Annotated in this window: 18 protein-coding genes; 9 read left to right on the top strand and 9 right to left on the bottom strand. The window is 55.9% G+C overall.

What is annotated here, in order from left to right; translation table 11 throughout:
* Nucleotide 1: 1 nt before the first annotated feature.
* Both KBY68_RS08995 and folK read right to left on the bottom strand, forming a co-directional pair.
* Nucleotides 2–565 (bottom strand): NUDIX hydrolase, encoded by a 564-nt coding sequence (locus tag KBY68_RS08995; RefSeq protein WP_106500233.1) that lies wholly within the window; start codon nucleotides 563–565, stop codon nucleotides 2–4.
* A 31-nt stretch (nucleotides 566–596) separates the two neighbouring features.
* Entirely contained in the window at nucleotides 597–1,226 is a 630-nt protein-coding gene (folK, locus tag KBY68_RS08990; protein WP_255096862.1) for a 2-amino-4-hydroxy-6-hydroxymethyldihydropteridine diphosphokinase, read from the bottom strand.
* On the opposite strand from folK, the gene bchD reads away from it, so the two are divergent.
* The gene (bchD, locus tag KBY68_RS08985; RefSeq protein WP_255096861.1) at nucleotides 1,225–3,240 is read left to right on the top strand and encodes a magnesium chelatase ATPase subunit D; all 2,016 of its coding nucleotides are present in this window, start codon (nucleotides 1,225–1,227) and stop codon (nucleotides 3,238–3,240) included. The genes folK and bchD overlap by 2 nt on opposite strands.
* 30 nt (nucleotides 3,241–3,270) lie before the next feature.
* Here bchD and KBY68_RS08980 read toward each other — a convergent pair whose 3' ends face one another.
* Complete coding sequence (locus KBY68_RS08980; protein WP_255096860.1) at nucleotides 3,271–4,203, bottom strand: MlaD family protein; 933 nt, start codon at nucleotides 4,201–4,203, stop codon at nucleotides 3,271–3,273.
* The gene (locus KBY68_RS08975) at nucleotides 4,187–5,017 is read right to left on the bottom strand and encodes an ABC transporter ATP-binding protein (RefSeq protein ID WP_255096859.1); all 831 of its coding nucleotides are present in this window, start codon (nucleotides 5,015–5,017) and stop codon (nucleotides 4,187–4,189) included. The genes KBY68_RS08980 and KBY68_RS08975 overlap by 17 nt, the downstream gene beginning before the upstream one ends.
* Nucleotides 5,018–5,072: 55 nt before the next feature.
* On the opposite strand from KBY68_RS08975, the gene KBY68_RS08970 reads away from it, so the two are divergent.
* The gene (locus KBY68_RS08970; RefSeq protein ID WP_106500240.1) at nucleotides 5,073–6,452 is read left to right on the top strand and encodes a gluconeogenesis factor YvcK family protein; all 1,380 of its coding nucleotides are present in this window, start codon (nucleotides 5,073–5,075) and stop codon (nucleotides 6,450–6,452) included.
* A 16-nt stretch (nucleotides 6,453–6,468) separates the two neighbouring features.
* Here the strand turns inward: KBY68_RS08970 and KBY68_RS08965 are convergent, their stop codons facing one another.
* Genes KBY68_RS08965 through KBY68_RS08955 form a run of 3 tightly spaced genes read right to left on the bottom strand, consistent with a single transcriptional unit; the run spans nucleotide 6,469 to nucleotide 8,065 of the window.
* Nucleotides 6,469–6,963 (bottom strand): NAD(P)H-quinone oxidoreductase subunit J, encoded by a 495-nt coding sequence (locus KBY68_RS08965; protein ID WP_255096858.1) that lies wholly within the window; start codon nucleotides 6,961–6,963, stop codon nucleotides 6,469–6,471.
* Nucleotides 6,960–7,697, bottom strand: a complete 738-nt coding sequence (gene nuoB / locus KBY68_RS08960; protein ID WP_255096857.1) for an NADH-quinone oxidoreductase subunit NuoB — start codon at nucleotides 7,695–7,697, stop codon at nucleotides 6,960–6,962. The genes KBY68_RS08965 and nuoB overlap by 4 nt, the downstream gene beginning before the upstream one ends.
* A 5-nt stretch (nucleotides 7,698–7,702) precedes the next feature.
* Nucleotides 7,703–8,065 carry an NAD(P)H-quinone oxidoreductase subunit 3 gene (locus KBY68_RS08955; protein WP_106500242.1) on the bottom strand — a complete coding sequence of 121 codons (363 nt, stop codon included), beginning with the start codon at nucleotides 8,063–8,065 and terminating at the stop codon, nucleotides 7,703–7,705.
* Between the two features lie 109 nt (nucleotides 8,066–8,174).
* Here KBY68_RS08955 and KBY68_RS08950 point away from each other — a divergent pair, with 109 nt between their 5' ends.
* The 7 genes from KBY68_RS08950 to KBY68_RS08920 all read left to right on the top strand — a co-directional run bounded on the left by KBY68_RS08950 (nucleotide 8,175) and on the right by KBY68_RS08920 (nucleotide 10,820).
* Nucleotides 8,175–8,540, top strand: a complete 366-nt coding sequence (locus KBY68_RS08950; protein WP_255096891.1) for a rubredoxin — start codon at nucleotides 8,175–8,177, stop codon at nucleotides 8,538–8,540.
* A gap of 10 nt (nucleotides 8,541–8,550) precedes the next feature.
* Nucleotides 8,551–9,561, top strand: a complete 1,011-nt coding sequence (locus KBY68_RS08945) for a photosynthesis system II assembly factor Ycf48 (RefSeq protein WP_255096856.1) — start codon at nucleotides 8,551–8,553, stop codon at nucleotides 9,559–9,561.
* 70 nt (nucleotides 9,562–9,631) lie between these two features.
* Nucleotides 9,632–9,883, top strand: coding sequence for a cytochrome b559 subunit alpha (gene psbE / locus KBY68_RS08940; RefSeq protein ID WP_106500678.1), 252 nt, complete (start codon nucleotides 9,632–9,634; stop codon nucleotides 9,881–9,883).
* Nucleotides 9,884–9,888: 5 nt separating this feature from the next.
* Nucleotides 9,889–10,020 (top strand): cytochrome b559 subunit beta, encoded by a 132-nt coding sequence (gene psbF / locus KBY68_RS08935; protein ID WP_106500677.1) that lies wholly within the window; start codon nucleotides 9,889–9,891, stop codon nucleotides 10,018–10,020.
* An 8-nt stretch (nucleotides 10,021–10,028) separates the two neighbouring features.
* The gene (locus KBY68_RS08930; RefSeq protein WP_106500676.1) at nucleotides 10,029–10,148 is read left to right on the top strand and encodes a photosystem II reaction center protein PsbL; all 120 of its coding nucleotides are present in this window, start codon (nucleotides 10,029–10,031) and stop codon (nucleotides 10,146–10,148) included.
* Between the two features lie 9 nt (nucleotides 10,149–10,157).
* Nucleotides 10,158–10,358, top strand: coding sequence for a photosystem II reaction center protein J (locus KBY68_RS08925; RefSeq protein ID WP_106500675.1), 201 nt, complete (start codon nucleotides 10,158–10,160; stop codon nucleotides 10,356–10,358).
* Nucleotides 10,359–10,370: 12 nt separating this feature from the next.
* Complete coding sequence (locus KBY68_RS08920) at nucleotides 10,371–10,820, top strand: hypothetical protein (protein ID WP_255096855.1); 450 nt, start codon at nucleotides 10,371–10,373, stop codon at nucleotides 10,818–10,820.
* Here KBY68_RS08920 and KBY68_RS08915 read toward each other — a convergent pair.
* Together KBY68_RS08915 and KBY68_RS08910 are read right to left on the bottom strand one after the other, a co-directional pair.
* Nucleotides 10,817–11,755 (bottom strand): UDP-glucuronic acid decarboxylase family protein, encoded by a 939-nt coding sequence (locus KBY68_RS08915; RefSeq protein ID WP_106500673.1) that lies wholly within the window; start codon nucleotides 11,753–11,755, stop codon nucleotides 10,817–10,819. The genes KBY68_RS08920 and KBY68_RS08915 overlap by 4 nt on opposite strands.
* 1 nt (nucleotide 11,756) lies before the next feature.
* Nucleotides 11,757–13,151 (bottom strand): nucleotide sugar dehydrogenase, encoded by a 1,395-nt coding sequence (locus tag KBY68_RS08910; protein WP_255096854.1) that lies wholly within the window; start codon nucleotides 13,149–13,151, stop codon nucleotides 11,757–11,759.
* Between the last annotated feature and the right edge of the window lie 39 nt (nucleotides 13,152–13,190).

Here is a 13,190-nt window from a genome sequence, read left to right as displayed (position 1 = left end):
GTCAGTGCAAACCCAGCAACTGCTTGGCCCGGAACCAGGCGGTAACACTCTTGCCATCAAGGGGTTCAGCGCCGCTGGCCAGGGCTGCATCCAACTCAGCTGGTGCCATCAAAAGCACTTCAATGTCTTCGTCGTGGTCGGCGGCAACGGGAGTGGCCAGCGGCTGCAGGTTGCGAGCTAAAAACAGGTGGATCACCTCATCGGAATAGCCAGGGCAGGGCAGCAGTAGGCCGAGGGGATCCCAACGCATGGCGCAATAGCCGGCCTCCTCCTGCAATTCCCTCTCCATGGCCGCCTGGGGCGCTTCAGCAGCTTCAAGGGTGCCCGCTGGAAATTCCAAAATGCGCCGCTGAACGGCAAAGCGATATTGACGCAACAGCACCACCCTGCCATCGGCCAACACCGGCACCGCCAAGGCCGCGCCTGGATGGCGAATGCAGCCATAGGTGCCCTCCACCCCGAGCGGTAAGCGCAAATGTTGAATTTCCATGCGCAGCTTGCGCACCGAAAGGCAGGCCACCGTTTCAAGCAATTCAGCTGGTTCCTGCGGGGGAAGGGATGCCAAGGCTTGGGCTCAATTCAATCCAGTTTGGCGATTAATCGGGCCAAACCGCTGTGGCGGGGAGCTGTTGCGGCGCTGGTTCACTGCAATCAAGCAATAAAGCAGCCAGCAGTTCTGCCGCCGTGAGCTTTTGCCCCGGTGGCCTGAGGTTGGGATCAAGGCTTGCCAATGGTTCGAGCACAAAGCGGCGCACCCATAGCCGTGGATGGGGCAATTGCAGCTGGGGGCTAAACCGTTTTGCTGTGCCACACCAAAGCAGATCTAAATCCAAACTGCGGGGCCCCCAAGCCACCAAACGCTGCCTACCGGCTGCCGCCTCAAGCTTTTGTAGTTCCGCCAGCAATTGCTCAGGGCTGCCAAGCCATTGCAGCAACACCACAGCATTAAGGAAGGCTGGTTGGCCCGCTGGCCCCCCCACCGGCGCCGTGCGAAATAGGGGTGAACAACGCAGGGATCCAGGCTGCGCCAGGGCGCCTAGGCCCTGGCGGGCTGCGCCCAGCAAGGCAAGGCAATCCCCCAAATTGCTGCCAAGGGCGATGGCTGCTGCCTCAGCCAGCGGTTGCGTTGCATTGGCCCCAGCCATCAAAAGCGCTAAATCCAGCTGCCAGCATTCCTGATATAACAGCGGCCAAGCTGCGATGCTGGAGTGGATTTTGGGCCCCATGACCGCCCTGCCTTCCACCGCAAGCCAGGTGTTCCCCCTGGCGGCCATCACGGGCCATCCCACTTTGAAATTGGCCCTGCTGCTGGCGGCCGTTGATCCCGGTTTAGGCGGCGTGGTGATCGCCGGCGGCCGGGGCACCGGTAAATCCGTGCTGGCCAGGGGTTTACACGCGCTGCTGCCAGCGATTGAAATTATTGAAGGCAGCCTTAATGCGGAACCCGATGGCAGCCAAGCCAGCCGGATAATTCCGGCCCCATTTGTGCAGGTGCCCCTGGGGGTTACGGAAGATCGCTTGCTGGGGTCGGTGGATGTGGCCCGTTCCCTGGCGGAGGGAAGCACTGTGTTTCAACCGGGGTTGCTGGCCGAGGCCCACCGGGGGGTGCTCTACATCGATGAATTAAATCTGCTCGATATGAATGCCCTAAACCTGCTGCTGGCGGCGGTGGGTTCAGGCGTTAATCAAGTGGAGCGGGAGGGCTTAAGTGTTTGCCACCCCTGCCAGCCGCTGCTGATTGCCACCTTCAATCCAGAGGAAGGCGCCATGGCAGACCATCTGCTCGATCGTTTTGCCATCGCCCTTTCCGCCAACCAAACGGTTACTACAGCTGAACGGGTGTCGATCACAGAAGCGGCTATCGGCTATGGCGAAAACAGCAGCGCCTTTCGCCAGCAGTGGCAGGAGGAAACCGATGCGATTGCCACCCAACTGCTCTTAGCCCGCCAGTGGTTGCCGGATGTGGTGATAACTGGCGCCCAAATCAACTATTTGGTGGAGGAAGCCCTGCGCGGCGGCGTTGAGGGTCATCGCGCTGAGTTGTATGCCTTGAGGGTGGCCAAGGCCCATGCGGCCCTTGAAGCTAGAGATCGCGTGGAAGCGGAGGATCTACAACTGGCGGTGCGCTTAGTAATTGCACCTCGGGCAAAATTGCAACAACCCCAGGAACAACCAGAGCAGCAACCACCAGCAACTCCCCCCCCAGCAAACAACAGCGAAAATCAAGCAGAAGAAAAAGACAAAGAAACAGATAAAGAAGAAAATGAAGCTGAAGCTGAAGATGAAAACGAAGCTGAGAACGAATCCGAAAATGATCCAAACAACAACGAAGCTGAAGTAGATAAACCACCCTCAGTGCCGGAAGAATTCATGTTGGATGCGGAAGCGATTGCAATCGATCCAGAATTACTATCCTTTCAAGCAGCAAAAAGTAAGGCGGCGCGAAGTGGTGCCAGGGGTTTAGTACTTAGCAATAGCCGCGGCCGTTATGTGAGGCCCATAATTCCAAGGGGCCCCGGGGGGCCCCTTGCCGTTGATGCCACCCTACGGGCTGCAGCGCCATATCAAAAAAGCAGACGGGAGCAACAACCGGGGCGCAAATTAATTGTTAAAGAAGTAGACATTCGAGCAAAACAATTACAACGTAAAGCTGGCGCCCTGGTGATATTTCTGGTGGATGCCAGCGGTTCGATGGCCCTAAATCGAATGCAAAGCGCCAAAGGTGCTGTTTTGCGCTTGCTTACCGAGGCCTATGAAAACCGAGATGAAGTAGCCCTCATCCCCTTTCGCGGCGAACAGGCTGAGGTGTTGCTACCCCCCACCCGCTCGATCACCGCAGCTAAAAGACGGCTGGAAACCATGGCTTGCGGCGGTGGATCGCCCCTGGCCCATGGCCTGGCCCAAGCGGCAAGGGTGGGGGCTAATGCCTTGCAAAGTGGCGACCTAGCTCAGGTGGTGGTGGTGGCAATCACCGATGGCCGCGGCAATGTGCCCCTCTCTCGCTCCTTGGGGTTACCAGAAGCGGAAACAACGGTTGATCTAAAAGAGGAACTAAAGCAGGTGGCCGGCCGTTATCGCTTGCTGGGAATAGAGCTTTTAGTTATCGATACCGAACGCAAATTTATTGGCAGTGGCATGGGTAAAGAGTTAGCGGAAGCGGCGGGGGGCCGCTACGTGCAATTGCCAAAAGCCAGCGACCAAGCAATTGCAGCCATCGCCCTCGGTGCCCTAAAACGATAAAAAATAATCAAATAATCTTTAAGGCTAAATTTAACTGCCTTTGCTTGGTTTACGCAGCTCTGGATATAACTCATCAAAGAATTTACCCAGTCCCACGGTTACACTGCGCAGCCCATTAACAAAATTTGGATCACCGCTCAGTTTTTGCACATCGCCACCGATGGCGTCGTAGCGGCGGGTGAGCTGTTCTGCATTGCTAACAGTGCGCTTTAGCTCATTAATAGTTTTGGGATTATCAAAGGCGGAAACTATATTATTTGTGTGCTTCAAAGTGGCATTGGCTTGGGCTGTAGCCAGTTTGAGATTTTTAATAACCGGATCAGCTTCCTTCACCGCCTGTTGCAATTGCAATACCAATTGATTGCCACTCACGAGCACTGCATCGGCCCGTTTTGCTGTGATGCCAAATGCCTTAGATGTTTTGCTCACTTCCGTGAGCGTTGTGGCGCCCTTAGTGATCAAATCTTGTTGTTCTGCTTTTGCCAATAGGTTTTGCATCATCCCCATCACTGAGGTGAGGCTTGGGGTGGGCACCCCATGCACCAGGCCATTGGCGCACACGATCAAAGTTGGATCGCAATTGCTCGCTAGGGGGCCAGGGCCCTTAGGGGCTGCAATGGAGCTGGTTTCTAAAGCAACTTGCGCATCACCCCCCAACAGGGAACCACTGCGCACTTGGGCGCTGATCGGCCGGGGTAGAAGCAATTGCGTATCTGTGATTCGGCCCTCTACCAGCACCGTGTTCCCCTGGGGCGACACCTTGCGCACAACACCCACAGGCACACCTCGAAAGGTAATTGTGCTCTTGCTGGCCAAACCGGAGGCATCGGCAAAACGCATCTGGATCGGATAGCTTTTTTTGCCAAACAAAAAACCGGAAAGCCAAAACCAGAGCCCCACCCCTCCGGCGATGGCCGCCAAAAGTGAAAACCCGATGCTGGCTTCTTTAAGGCTTCGACGCATTAGCTGAGTAGAGCTCTTTGGGCTGCATTGGTCCGCTCAGGCTACCGGTTCTGAACTGAACCACATAGGGATCTGTACAACAGCGGAATTCCTCCACAGAACCCTGCCAGCGCAACTCGGCTTCATAGAGCAACACCACCCGTTCAGCGGCCCTTTCAATTGTGCTGAGCACATGGCTCACCACCACAGAGGTGCCATTGGCAACCCTTGTGGTGGTAACCATCAAATCCTCAATGCGGGTGGAAGCCACCGGATCAAGCCCCGCCGTGGGTTCATCGAACAGCAGCAGGGGGAAATCCTGGCCAGCGCCGGGATCATCCACCATGGCGCGGGCGAAACTAACCCGTTTTTGCATGCCCCCAGATAGTTCCGCCGGCATCATCTCCTCCGTGCCCGCAAGGCCAACGGCATCGAGGCAGCGGGCCACCCGCCGCTTGATCTCAGCTTCCCCAAGGCGGCCATCGCGGTAGAGCAAGAAACCAACGTTTTGCAGCACTGAAAGGGAGGCGAGCAACGCAGGGCTTTGCGACACCAGGCGCACATCAGGGGGATGGCTCTGATCGAGGCGCATGTAGCTCTGGTGCTCACCAAACAGCAGTAATTCGCCGGCAGTGGGCAATTCCAAACCCGCCAACATGCGCAGGATTGTGGTTTTACCTGCTCCGGAGGGGCCCACAATCGCCAGCCGCTCCCCTGGCATCAATTGCAGATGCAGATCGGAAAGGATCCTTCTGCTGCCGCGATTCAAGCTCACACCCCGCAGCTCCACCACGGGCAGGTGGGAATGGTTGAAGGCAGCGCGGGATTTAGTCATTTAGGGGTTGCTCTTCTCATTACAGTGACAAGTTGATGCTGCCAAGGCCAGCGCCATGGCTCAGCCAGCCGGCGATCACCACCGCCGCGACGAATTGGTAAAACGCTCCAGGCGCGCGGTGCAATGGTTGCAACCGGGCCTGGTGGTGAAGCGCTGGGTGCTCACCTCAGCCTTGGGGCTGGTGATGGCCCTCTTGGGGGCTGCCATCTGGGCAGACCTCAAACCGATCTACTGGACGATCACGGCAATTGAAACCCTGTTGCGCTCCCTAGCCGGGGCCGGGCAAGGTTTCACTGGTCCATTGGTGTTGGTGGTGGGAGCAGGCCTAATTCTGCTTGGTCAAAGCCGTAGTTTTGGCTCGATTCAAAGGGCATTGGCGCCCCATCAAAGCGAAACCGCCCTGGTGGATGCCCTGGTGGCCCAACGACGCCTAAACCGGGGTCCAAATATCGTTGCCATCGGTGGCGGCACCGGGCTATCCACGCTTTTGAGTGGCCTCAAGCGCTACAGCAGCAATCTCACGGCGATCGTTACGGTGGCCGATGACGGCGGCAGCAGCGGGGTGCTGCGCCGGGAACTGGGGGTGCAACCGCCTGGAGATATTCGCAATTGCCTGGCGGCCCTGGCGCGGGAGGAGCCGCTGCTAACAAAGTTGTTTCAATATCGCTTCACCGCCGGCAGTGGTTTAGAGGGCCATAGTTTCGGCAATTTATTCATATCTGCCCTCACAGCAATCACCGGCAGCTTGGAAACGGCGATCACCGCCAGCAGCAAGGTGCTTGCGGTGCAGGGCCAGGTGGTGCCAGCCACCAGCTCTGATGTGCGCCTCTGGGCTGAACTGGAAGATGGCAGGCGCCTGGAGGGGGAATCAAATATTGGTAAGGCCGATAGCCCAATCGTGCGGCTGGGTTGCACCCCGCCACGGCCGGCGGCTCTACCAAGGGCCCTTGAAGCGATTGCCCAGGCGGATTTAATCGTGCTTGGCCCCGGCAGCCTCTACACCTCCCTGTTGCCAAATCTGCTGGTGCCCCAACTGGTGGAAGCGATTGGCCGCTCCCAAGCACCACGGCTTTATATCTGCAACCTCATGACCCAACCGGGCGAAACCGACGGCCTTGATGTGGCAGGCCACCTGCGGGCAATCGAAGCGCAACTCGCCACCCATGGGGTGCAGCGGCGTTTATTTGATGCGGTGCTTGCCCAAGAGGATCTGGCCAGTGGCCCTGAGCTCAACTATTACCGCGCCCGAGGCGCTGAACCGGTTCATTGCGAAGTGGAGGCCCTAAGGGCCCAGGGCTATGAAGTGATGTTGGCGGCGATGCAAGGTAAGAAACAACGCAGCGCCGGCAGGGCCAGTAGGGGAACCCTGCGCCATGAACCGCGCAGCTTGGCCTTGGCTGTAATGCGCTTCTACCGCAATACCAGATCAAATTAGTAGTAAAAAAATTTAATTAGTGGGCGTCTTGTAATTCATAAAAATCGGGCTGAACGTAGTCTTTGCGCAGGGGATAACCAACCCAATCTTCAGGCATCAAAAGACGCTTGGGCAAGGGGTGACCGCTGTAGGTGATGCCAAACATGTCGAAGCATTCCCGCTCCTGCCAATCGGCACCGCGATAGAGGGGATAAAGGGATGGAACGCTGAGATCACCGCTGCGGGGGAGGCTCACCTCAAGCCGCACCTCGGTGGTGCCATTGCCATCACTGCTGCCCACCTGCACCAGGTGATAAAAACTAACCAGATTTTCGCCGGGGCCTTCGTCGTAGGCGCCTTGCACTTGGAGGTAATCAAAACCCTTGCTTTTTAGTGCTGTTGCCACCAGTGGCAACGCTTGGGGTTCAACGCCAATGCGTTCAATCCCGAGATGGTCATTTGCCAATGGCTGAGTGTCAAAACCCTGCTGCTGCAGCCATTCAGCCAGGGGGCCTGGGGTGGAATCGGTCATGACTCAAGCGGAAGGGCAATGGTTTCAGATTTGGCAGGGCTCAAATTGAGCGGTGATATCGCCTCTGCAGCAGCCAGGGCCTGCTTTTGGGATTCGGCCCGCAAGTAGCGGCCATCAATGATTGGCTCCACCGCAGTCATGCGATGGGCAACGGTGTAATAGCGGTGGGTGGGCAATAGGCGGCCCCGTTCCTGCAGGGCTTCATTGCCAACTTTTTTGCGCAGTTTGATCACCGCATCAAAAATTGCCTCCGGCCGAGGCGGGCAACCGGGCAGGTAGAGATCAACGGGGATCAGCTTGTCTACCCCCCGCACAGCGGTGGTGGAGTCAGCGGAAAACATGCCTCCGGTAATGGTGCATGCACCCATGGCAATCACATATTTCGGTTCGGGCATCTGTTCATAAAGGCGCACCAAAGCTGGGGCCATCTTCATCGTTACGGTGCCGGCCACGATGATTAAATCCGCCTGGCGGGGGCTGGAACGGGGTACCAAACCAAAACGGTCGAAATCGAATCTGGAGCCGATTAATGCGGCAAATTCAATGAAGCAGCAGGCGGTGCCATAGAGCAGCGGCCAAAGGCTGCTGAGGCGGGCCCAATTATGCAGATCATCAAGGCTGGTGAGGATCACATTCTCTGAAAGGCCAGAGGTGATTTCCGGTGCACCAACGGGACCACAGCTGGCGGCCCTTAGGTCGCGCAGGGCATCGATAGAAGGGGTGGTTTCAGTCATGGCACTCAGCTCCATTCAAGGGCGCCCTTGCGCCAGGCATAGGCTAGGGCCACAAGCAATATGGCAATAAAAATCAATGCTTCGATGAAAGCAAGCAGGCCGAGGCGATGGAAGGCCACCGCCCAGGGATAGAGAAAAACGGTTTCCACATCGAATATCACAAACACAAGCGCAAACATGTAGTAGCGAATATTGAATTGAATCCAGGCGCCACCAACGGGCTCCATGCCCGATTCATAGGTGAGTAGGCGCTCACCGCTGCGGGATTTAGGGGCCACCAATTTGTTGGTAACCAGGGCGAGCACCGGCACCGCCGCTGCTATCAGCAAAAACCCCAAAAAGGCGTCGTAGCCAGGGAGAACAAACATGCCTGAGGGGCTACTCAGTTTTGATGGCACCAGTGTGGCACCGCTGCTGCTGCAATGGGCTGGATAGAGTTGGCTTAAGCACTGGGCCGTTGCCATGGATACACCTGAAATGGATACCCCTGAATTGGATACTCCGCAAATACCGGAGGAGGAAAGCAACCCGGATAGCCATCGATTTGAATGCCGCAGCTGTGGCTTTGTTTACGATCCAGAAGAGGGGGTAAAAAAGCTAGGAATTGAGGTGGGAACACCCTTTACAGCGATTGATCCGCGCCGCTTTCGCTGCCCCGTGTGCCGCAGCCCAGTGGCTGCCTTCCGTGACATCGGGCCCCGCAATAAGCCGAGTGGCTTTGAGGAAAATCTCAAATTTGGCTTTGGCGTTAATACGCTCACCCCAGGCCAGAAGAATGTGTTGATCTTTGGGGGGTTTGCCTTGGCCGTTGCTTTTTTCCTCTCCCTCTATTCCCTGCGCTGAAATCGAAACCATGACCAACCTCCTGCGTCAAAAGCTCAATGCCCTGCTTAAGCCAGTGCTAAGCGCGGTTTTATTGATCTTGCTCACCACCGGTTGCGTTACCACCGGCCTTGCCACAGCAGCTTCCAGCCCGTGGCAAACGGTGCCGCTCAGCACAAGCGCAAATCCCTTGGATGTGGCTTTCACGGATGCCAACCACGGTTTTTTAGTGGGCAGCAACCGCCTGGTGATGGAAACCAATGACGGTGGCAACAGTTGGGAAGAAAGGGCCTTGGAATTGCCGGCGGAGGAAAATTTCCGCCTGATCAGCATTGATTTTCTTGGCCAGGAGGGCTGGATTGCCGGCCAGCCGGGCTTGCTGCTGCATAGCAATGACGGCGGCCAGAATTGGAATCGCCTGCTGCTGGACACAAAACTGCCCGGCGATCCATATCTGATCACCGCCATCGGCAGCAACAAGGCAGAACTGGCCACCAATGTGGGGGCGATCTACCGCAGCAGCGATAGCGGCAAGAGTTGGCAGGCGGAAGTTAGTGATGCAGCTGGAGCAGTGCGCGATCTGCGCCGCAGCCCAGAGGGCAGCTATGTGAGCGTGAGTGGCCTCGGCAATTTCTTTTCCACCTGGAACCCGGGCGATCAGGTGTGGCAACCCCACAACCGGGTGAGCAGCCAAAGGGTGCAAACGATGGGTTTTCAACCCGATAACAAGCTGTGGATGGTTACCCGCGGCGCCCAACTGCGCTTTAACCCCGATGGCAGCAACCCAGAGGATTGGAGCAAGCCGGTGATTCCGATCACCAATGGCTTTGGCTACTTGGATATGGCTTGGGATCCAAACGGCACGATTTGGACCGGTGGCGGCAGCGGCACCCTTCTGCAAAGCAGTGACGGTGGAGCCCATTGGCAAAGGGATGCGGTGGGGGCTGCCACACCAAGCAACTTCACCCGTTTGCTGTTTTTAGAAGATGGCAAGGGCTTTGCCCTGGGTGAACGGGGCACCTTGCTGCGTTGGATCGGCTGACACTGTGTAACTGTTCCGCCCCCTAGCGGATCCCAACCCTTAGGATTATTCAGCTGATAAGAGAGTTGCGATGGCCGCCGGTTCCACCGGGGAACGCCCGTTCTTCGAAATCATTACAAGCATCCGCTACTGGGTGATTCACGCCGTAACACTGCCGGCGATCTTCCTGGCAGGGTTCCTTTTTGTGAGCACTGGCCTTGCCTACGACGCCTTCGGCACCCCGCGGCCGGATGCCTATTTCCAAGCAAATGATCAAAAAGCCCCTGTGGTGAGCCAGCGCTTCGAGGGCAAATCCCAACTTGATCTGCGCCTCAAGAACTAAAGCCGATGACCTCCTCCCCCACCACGCCCCGCAACTATCCGATTTTTACGGTGCGTTGGCTTTCGCTCCATGCCTTAGGTATCCCCACGGTTTTTTTCCTGGGCGCCTTAGCTGCTATGCAATTCGTCCGCCGCTAACACCAGCCATGGATCGCAATCCAAATCCAAACAACCTGCCGGTTGAACTGAACCGCACCAGCCTCTACCTGGGGCTGCTGTTCATTTTCGTTACCGGTGTGCTTTTTTCCAGCTACTTCTTTAACTGAGGCCTAGCCATGAGCAGCAAGAAGTCTTCGCTTCCCGACGGTCGCGTTCCAGATCGTTTACCCGATGGCCGTCCGGCTGTGCCATGGCGCAGCCGCTGGACAGAAGGCCCCCTACCCCTGTGGCTGGTGGCTACCGCCGGCGGCATGGCCGTGATTTTTGTGGTGGGCTTGTTCTTCTATGGCGCCTATGTGGGCGTTGGTTCGGCCTAAACCTAAAAGCCAGTGACAACAACTGCAGTGCAAGGTGGCAGGCAACGCAGCCGCCCGAAACGGAGGGAGCTGTTTTGCCCTAGCCACCCGGATGAATTTTTAGTGGGGGGTGGCAAAAAGTACTTCCTACACCTGCTCAGCCCAGAGCAATTGGTGATCCGAGGCATTAAGGCAACTAAAGCAAAATTAATAATCCAGGCCTATCCGGTGCTGGTGCTCAGTAATGAATGGCTTGAGCAGTTGTATTGCAGCGAATGTGGCTGCAGCCGTTGGTGCCATGTTATTCGCCACGATAAAATTGCCCACACCGTGAAATGGGCACCCCGCGACCTATGGGAACAGGTGGCCCATGTGGATGGCGTGTATGGCAACCCAACTGTTAGTCAATTCACTTCAAGGGAAGCAAGGCGTCACCGCCAACGAAAAACAGCTAAGGGTAAAAAGTTATTTGATGCCGGTTAATTAGGTGCCACGCGGCGGCGAAAATCAGCAATGGTTGGCTCTAACCCCTCCTGCAAGGAAACCTTGGGCTCCCACGCCAATACTTCACGGGCTAAATCAATTACGGGCTGGCGCTGCATTGGATCATCCTGGGGCAATGGGCGATATACCAAGTCCAATTGCGGATTAATGCGATCACGCACCAATTCAGCCAGTTGTTTAATCGTGAATTCACCTGGATTGCCAATATTTATTGGCCCCGTATGGGAGCATTCCATCAAACGCAAAAAGCCCTCCACTAAATCATCCACATAACAAAAAGAACGGGTTTGCATACCATCGCCATATAGGGTTAATGGTTCACCCCGCAGGGCCTGCACGATAAAATTACTAACTACCCTTCCATCATTTTCTAGCATGCGGGGGCCGTAGGTATTAAAAATACGCACCACTCTTATCTCCACCCCATGCATCCGTTGATAATCAAAACATAGGGTTTCGGCGATGCGCTTACCTTCGTCGTAGCAACTGCGAATGCCGATCGTATTTACACAGCCGCGGTAGCTTTCCGGCTGGGGATGCACCTCGGGATCGCCATACACTTCACTGGTGCTAGCTAACATCAACCTTGCCCCAACTCGCCTTGCTAGGCCGAGCATATTGTAGGTACCAAGGAAACTTGTTTTAGCAGTTTTTATTGGATTAAATTGATAATGCACAGGTGAAGCAGGGCACGCCAAATGCCAAATACGATCCACCTCTAAGCGAATTGGTTCAGTTACATCATGGCGAATCAATTCAAAGTTCGGATGGCCGATCCACTGGCGAATATTATCTTTCCTACCGGTGAAATAATTATCTAAACAGATAACTTCCTCACCTGCGGCCATCAACCTATCAACTAAATGCGAACCCACAAAACCTGCACCACCGGTTACTAAATGACGCATTGTCATCTCAGCCCTCCCCCACGGTCCAAACCTGCAAACCAGCGGCCCTTGCGGCCTTGGCATCGGCAATCGCTCGCGCGTCAAAAAGCCAGGCGGGTTTGCGCATCAACGCTGCAACAGCATGCCAATCGAGCTCTCGAAACTGATCCCATTCGGTGAGAATCAAAACCGCATCGGCCCCTTGGCATGCATCAAGGCTATCCGATGCCTCCCTCCAACTGGCCTCCCCCGATCCCGCGGGTTGGCCTAGATCAAGGCTGATTTGATCTGGGCTTACCTTTGGATCAAAAATTGCGAGCTGAGCTCCTTCATCTAGCAACTGTTTTGCAATACAAATAGATGGTGATTCACGGGTGTCGTTTGTGTTTGCCTTAAAGGCAAAACCAAGCATTGCAATCCGTTTACCAGTAACGGTATTAAATAATTTTTGTACCACCATTTGGGCGATGCGCTGCTGCTGCCAATTATTGAGATCCACCACCTGCTGCCAGTAGTGGGCCACTTCCTTGAGGCCGTAGTGACCGCATAGATACACAAGATTGAGGATATCTTTTTGAAAGCAACTGCCACCAAATCCAGGCCCACTTTGCAAAAAGCGGGCACCGATGCGGCTATCGCTACCAATCGCCCGGGCCACTTCACGCACATCGGCGCCGGTTGCTTCACAGAGGGCCGCAATTGAATTAATCGATGAAATCCTTTGGGCCAGAAAAGCATTAGCAGTGAGCTTTGATAATTCACTACTCCATAGGTTTGTGCGCAGAATTCGCTCCACTGGCACCCAATTGGCGTAGATCGCCGCCAGGGCATCAAGGGCGCTGGGATCATTACCACCAATCAACACGCGATCGGGATTTTCCAGATCACTAATCGCAGTGCCCTCCGCCAAAAATTCAGGGTTGGATAACACCGAAAAGCTTTTTTGCGGCAGGGCTGGGTCCTGTTCTGCCGCCGCCAGGATCGCCGCCACGGTTTCAGCCGTGCGCACTGGCAGGGTGCTTTTTTCAACCACAATTGTGTGGCCGGTAGCTGCTGCTGCCACCTGGCGGGTGCAGGCTTCAATCCAACGCAAATCCGAAGCTTGGCCAGCCCCAACCCCCCGCTTTTTTGTTGGGGTATTAACCGATAGAAACACCATATCTGCACTGGCGATCGCTTGATCAACAGCGCTGCTGAAGTGCAAATTGCGGCCCCTTGCCCTGCCCACCACCGCATCTAAACCAGGTTCATAAACCGGCAGTTTGCTGAGGTCAGGGTGGTTCCAGGCGGCGATGCGCGCTTCATTTAGATCCACCACCGTTACCTGGATCCCAGGGCAGCGATCGGCAATCACAGCCATGGTGGGCCCACCCACATAGCCAGCCCCGATGCAGCAAATCTTGCGGGGGGTTGGGGTGTGCATGGGGTGGAGGTCGATGGGCGGCATTCTCACCCATAAAGT

Source organism: Synechococcus lacustris Maggiore-St4-Slac (assembly GCF_024345595.1).
Lineage (GTDB): Bacteria > Cyanobacteriota > Cyanobacteriia > PCC-6307 > Cyanobiaceae > Synechococcus_D > Synechococcus_D lacustris.
Note: the sequence above shows the minus strand (reverse complement) of the source record. Positions and strands in the feature narration are given on the sequence as shown.

Excerpts from the sequence above, each read along its gene's own strand:
- KBY68_RS08950 (WP_255096891.1), top strand. The coding sequence starts at position 8,175 with ATGGATACCCCTGAATTGGATACTCCGCAAATACCGGAGGAGGAAAGC.
- KBY68_RS08980 (WP_255096860.1), bottom strand. The coding sequence starts at position 4,203 with ATGCGTCGAAGCCTTAAAGAAGCCAGCATCGGGTTTTCACTTTTGGCG.
- psbE (WP_106500678.1), top strand. The coding sequence starts at position 9,632 with ATGGCCGCCGGTTCCACCGGGGAACGCCCGTTCTTCGAAATCATTACA.
- KBY68_RS08915 (WP_106500673.1), bottom strand. The coding sequence starts at position 11,755 with ATGACAATGCGTCATTTAGTAACCGGTGGTGCAGGTTTTGTGGGTTCG.
- KBY68_RS08970 (WP_106500240.1), top strand. The coding sequence starts at position 5,073 with ATGGCTCAGCCAGCCGGCGATCACCACCGCCGCGACGAATTGGTAAAA.
- KBY68_RS08925 (WP_106500675.1), top strand. The coding sequence starts at position 10,158 with ATGAGCAGCAAGAAGTCTTCGCTTCCCGACGGTCGCGTTCCAGATCGT.
- KBY68_RS08965 (WP_255096858.1), bottom strand. The coding sequence starts at position 6,963 with ATGACCGATTCCACCCCAGGCCCCCTGGCTGAATGGCTGCAGCAGCAG.
- nuoB (WP_255096857.1), bottom strand. The coding sequence starts at position 7,697 with ATGACTGAAACCACCCCTTCTATCGATGCCCTGCGCGACCTAAGGGCC.
- KBY68_RS08945 (WP_255096856.1), top strand. The coding sequence starts at position 8,551 with ATGACCAACCTCCTGCGTCAAAAGCTCAATGCCCTGCTTAAGCCAGTG.
- KBY68_RS08975 (WP_255096859.1), bottom strand. The coding sequence starts at position 5,017 with ATGACTAAATCCCGCGCTGCCTTCAACCATTCCCACCTGCCCGTGGTG.
- KBY68_RS08930 (WP_106500676.1), top strand. The coding sequence starts at position 10,029 with ATGGATCGCAATCCAAATCCAAACAACCTGCCGGTTGAACTGAACCGC.
- psbF (WP_106500677.1), top strand. The coding sequence starts at position 9,889 with ATGACCTCCTCCCCCACCACGCCCCGCAACTATCCGATTTTTACGGTG.
- bchD (WP_255096861.1), top strand. The coding sequence starts at position 1,225 with ATGACCGCCCTGCCTTCCACCGCAAGCCAGGTGTTCCCCCTGGCGGCC.
- folK (WP_255096862.1), bottom strand. The coding sequence starts at position 1,226 with ATGGGGCCCAAAATCCACTCCAGCATCGCAGCTTGGCCGCTGTTATAT.
- KBY68_RS08910 (WP_255096854.1), bottom strand. The coding sequence starts at position 13,151 with ATGCACACCCCAACCCCCCGCAAGATTTGCTGCATCGGGGCTGGCTAT.
- KBY68_RS08955 (WP_106500242.1), bottom strand. The coding sequence starts at position 8,065 with ATGTTTGTTCTCCCTGGCTACGACGCCTTTTTGGGGTTTTTGCTGATA.